The 3,794-nt window shown below is 64.7% G+C and carries 4 protein-coding genes; 1 reads left to right on the top strand and 3 read right to left on the bottom strand.

The genetic code is table 11. The annotated features are described in order from the left end of the window. Window positions 1-45 precede the first annotated feature (45 nt). The 3 genes from LC343_RS24915 to LC343_RS24905 all read right to left on the bottom strand — a co-directional run bounded on the left by LC343_RS24915 (window position 46) and on the right by LC343_RS24905 (window position 2,807). On the bottom strand, window positions 46-855 hold the full coding sequence (locus tag LC343_RS24915) for a prephenate/arogenate dehydrogenase family protein (RefSeq protein WP_428982681.1): 810 nt from the start codon (window positions 853-855) through the stop codon (window positions 46-48). Window positions 856-858: 3 nt separating this feature from the next. After that, window positions 859-1,971 (bottom strand): histidinol-phosphate transaminase, encoded by a 1,113-nt coding sequence (hisC, locus tag LC343_RS24910; protein ID WP_223479851.1) that lies wholly within the window; start codon window positions 1,969-1,971, stop codon window positions 859-861. A 95-nt stretch (window positions 1,972-2,066) separates the two neighbouring features. Further along, window positions 2,067-2,807 (bottom strand): class I SAM-dependent methyltransferase, encoded by a 741-nt coding sequence (locus LC343_RS24905; protein WP_223479850.1) that lies wholly within the window; start codon window positions 2,805-2,807, stop codon window positions 2,067-2,069. Window positions 2,808-2,932: 125 nt separating this feature from the next. Here LC343_RS24905 and gloB point away from each other — a divergent pair, with 125 nt between their 5' ends. After that, window positions 2,933-3,676 (top strand): hydroxyacylglutathione hydrolase, encoded by a 744-nt coding sequence (gloB, locus tag LC343_RS24900; RefSeq protein ID WP_223479852.1) that lies wholly within the window; start codon window positions 2,933-2,935, stop codon window positions 3,674-3,676. Window positions 3,677-3,794: the final 118 nt, after the last annotated feature.

Raw genomic sequence — 3,794 nt, 5'->3', positions numbered from 1 at the left:
CAGGCGCGGCATTGTTGGTGGAGTTCTCATAATGATCGCCTATCCTCACGCAAAGCCGTAATCAACTTGGCAATCCCCTTCCGAGAACCGGCCCAGCATTTCGAGGATCGCGTCGCGATTGGAGAGACAGACATCGCGCCACATGGTCGGGTCGGATGCGGCTAGGCGGGTGAAGTCGCGGAAACCGGAGGCGGAGTATTTGATCACCTCCGATTTCGACACCGCTTCCAGATCGTCGGCGGTGCCGACGATATTGTAGGCGATGATATGCGGCAGGTGAGAGACGATGGCGAGCACCCGGTCGTGATGCTCCGAATTCATCGTATCGACTTTTGCGCCGCACCCCGTCCAGAATGCCGTGAGCTTGCCGACGGCAGCCTCGTCCGCGCCGGGGAGCGGCGTCAGGATCGTCCAGCGCCCCTCGAAAAGCGACGCGAAACCGGCGTCGGGACCGGAATGCTCGGTGCCGGCGATCGGGTGGCCGGGGATGAAATGCACGCCTTCGGGCACGTGGGGTGCGACGTCGCTGATCACCGTGCCCTTGGTCGAGCCGACATCGGTCAGGATGGCGCCCTGTTCCAGATGCGGGCCGATCTGCGCTGCAACGGCGCCACAGGCGCCGACGGGTACCGAGAGGATGACGAGATCGGCGCCCTTCACGGCTTCGGCCGCGTCCGCCTCGTAGCGGTCGCCGAGCCCGAGTTCGCGGGCGCGGTCCAGGGTTTCCGGGCTGCGGGTGGAGACGACGATTTCGCCGGCGAGGCCGTCGCGGCGTATCGCATGGGCGAGGGACGAGCCGATCAGCCCGATGCCGATCAGCGCGACCCGCGCAAAGAGAGGTTCTGATCCGGGCATGTCTCAGCTTTCCATGAAGCTGGTCAGTGCGGCGATCACGCCCTCGTTGGCTTCCGCCGTGCCGATCGACATGCGCAGCGCGTTCGGCAGTCCATAGGACGTTACGGCGCGCAGCACGTAGCCGCGCTCGGTCAGATATTCGTCCGCGGCGGCGGCGGATTTCGCCGGATCGTCCTCGGGGAAGTGGATCAGGATGAAATTGCCGACGCTCGGCGTCACCGTGAGGCCGATGCTCGTCAGCGCATTGGTCAGCGTCGGCAGCCACTGTTCGTTGAACAGCGCCGCCTCGTCGACATGCTTGCGGTCGCGAATGGCGGCCGCGCCGGCCGCGATGGCGGCCGAGTTCAGGTTGAACGGCCCGCGCACCCGGTTCAGCGCGTCGACGACATGCGCCGGCCCGTACATCCAGCCGATGCGCAGCGCGGCGAGGCCGTGGATTTTCGAGAAAGTACGCGTCATCACGACATTCTCGTTGTCGGAAACCAGTTCGACGCCGGCGGAGTAGTCGTTGCGGCGGACATATTCGGCATAGGCCGCGTCGATCACCAGCAGGACGTGCTTCGGCAGGGCGGCGTGCAGGCGCTTGACCTCGGCGTCGGAAACGTAGGTTCCGGTCGGATTGTTCGGATTGGCGAGGAAGACGATCTTCGTGCGTTCGGTCACGCAGTCGAGGATCGCATCGACATCGGCGCGCAGATCCTTTTCCGGGGCGACAACCGGCGTCGCGCCGTTGGCGAGAATCTGGATCTTGTAGACGAGGAAACCGTGCTCGGTGAAAATCGCCTCGTCGCCGGGCTCCAGGTAGACATGGGCCAAAAGTCCGAGCAGTTCGTCGGAGCCGTTGCCGCAGATCAGGTTGTCCGGATTGAGGCCATGGGTTTCGGCGATCGCCTCGCGCAGCTGCGTCGAGGATCCGTCCGGGTAGAATTCCAGCGTGTCAGCCCCGGCCTTGTAGGCCTCGATCGCTTCGCTGCTCGGGCCAAGCGGCGTCTCGTTGGAGGACAGCTTGTGCAGCTTGACGCCCGGCTTCGCCTTGCTCTTGCCCGGCACATAGGCCGCGATCTCCATCACGCCGGGGCTCGGGACGGGACGGGACGGGTTTTCGGGCGCGGACATTGCCTTGGTCTTTCTGTTCTCGGGCCTCTCGCGGCCCTGTTGCCGACCGCTGCGCAATAGCGCCGGCGGGCGGAAATGTCGAGACAGGGTTTCGGTCAGTCGCTGCGGTCTCGCGCCGCGCCCTGCGGCGCCAGCACCGGAACGAAGACGCGGCGCGACTGGCGTTCGGCGACAGGCAGGCCCTGGAACATGCGCTTTTGCGCCTCGATGATCAGGACGCCGGAAAACACCGGCCAGAGCCTGAGCCCGATCCGTTCGGTACGCGCCGCGAGACGCAGCAGCGAGGCGGATTTCACCGGCGGAAAGGCGAGCGCCTCCGTCATCGGCCCGGGCGTGAAATTCGCCTCGCGCAGAAGCCTCGAAATCTGCCCCTTGGAGAAGGGGCGTCCGGTGCCGAAAGGGGTGTGCTCGAATCTCGCCCAGATGCCGCGCCGGTTGGGCACGACCAGCACGATCCGGCCGTTCGGGGCCAGCACGCGCCACGCCTCCATCAGCGACTCGCGCGGATTTTCAGCGTGTTCGAGCGCATGCACCATCAGGATGCGGTCGACGGCGGAATCGGGCAGCGGCAATTCCTCGTCGAAGACCAGCGCGGAGCGCGACGGCCCGTTGCGCGGCCATTTGACCGCGCCCTGGGCGGCCAGCATGAAGGACAGGGTACGCTCCGTGTCGGGCTCGAAACGGTCGAGCCAGGGCCGCGCATAGCCGAGCCCCAGCAGGCGTTCATTGGGCATCGGATGCCAAATGCGGGTCAGTCCCATGGCGATGGAGCGCGTCGCCATCTCGCCGAGCAGGCTGTGATAGAAGCCGCGGATTTCGACGATGTCCATATGCATGGTTTGCCGATGCTCCCCCGGTTGCGTCAGGTGCTGACAGGTGCAACAAATCGCATCGCGGCGGCAAGGGCAATGCCGCGAATGACGCCGAGGGAGATGTCAGCGTGTTGCAGATCGAACAGTTCATGTGCCTGTCGGACAATTTCGGCGTGGTGATCCACGATCCCGAGAGCGGCCGCACCGCGAGCATCGACGCTCCGGATGCCGAAACGATCGCGGATATCGTCAGGCGCAAGGGCTGGACGCTGACCGACATCATGGCGACGCATCACCATCACGATCACACCGGCGGCAATCTGGCGCTCAAGCAGGAATTCGGCTGTCGCATCACCGGGCCGAAGGGCGAGGCGGACAAGATTCCCGGTCTCGACGAGGCGCTCGGCGAGGGCGATGTGTTCTCGTTTGGCGCCTATGATTTCCAAGTCTTCGAGACGCCGGGGCATACCGCCGGCCATATCGTCTATTATTCGCCGAAGGCCGGGGTGCTGTTTGCCGGCGATACGCTGTTTTCGATGGGGTGCGGGCGCCTTTTCGAGCGCGGCGCGGCGGAGATGTGGAGCGCGTTGACGAAACTGAAGGCGCTGCCCGGCGACACGATGCTCTATTGCGGTCACGAATACACGCTGGCCAATACCCGCTTTGCCGTCACTGTCGATCCGGACAATACCGCGTTGCGGGAGCGCGTGGCGGAGGTCGAGGCACTGCGCGAGACGGGTCAGGCCACGCTGCCGGTATCGCTTTCGACCGAATTCGCAACCAATCCATTTCTGCGCGCCGACGATCCCGCGATCCGGGCGCATCTCGGCATGACGGATGCCGGCAACGAGGAGGTTTTCGCCGAGATCCGCCGGCGCAAGGACAATTTCTGATGCAGAACCTGGCCGCGGAGCGGATCAGGAAGGAACTCGGCGGGATTGCCAAGTTGATTACGGCTTTGCGTGAGGATAGGCGATCATTATGAGAACTCCACCAACAATGCCGCGCCTG

The organism is Oricola indica (assembly GCF_019966595.1).
GTDB classification, from domain to species: domain Bacteria; phylum Pseudomonadota; class Alphaproteobacteria; order Rhizobiales; family Rhizobiaceae; genus Oricola; species Oricola indica.
This window is presented reverse-complemented; position numbering and strand designations above follow the sequence as displayed.

Excerpts from the sequence above, each read along its gene's own strand:
- hisC (WP_223479851.1), bottom strand. The coding sequence starts at position 1,971 with ATGTCCGCGCCCGAAAACCCGTCCCGTCCCGTCCCGAGCCCCGGCGTG.
- gloB (WP_223479852.1), top strand. The coding sequence starts at position 2,933 with ATGTGCCTGTCGGACAATTTCGGCGTGGTGATCCACGATCCCGAGAGC.
- LC343_RS24915 (WP_428982681.1), bottom strand. The coding sequence starts at position 855 with ATGCCCGGATCAGAACCTCTCTTTGCGCGGGTCGCGCTGATCGGCATC.
- LC343_RS24905 (WP_223479850.1), bottom strand. The coding sequence starts at position 2,807 with ATGCATATGGACATCGTCGAAATCCGCGGCTTCTATCACAGCCTGCTC.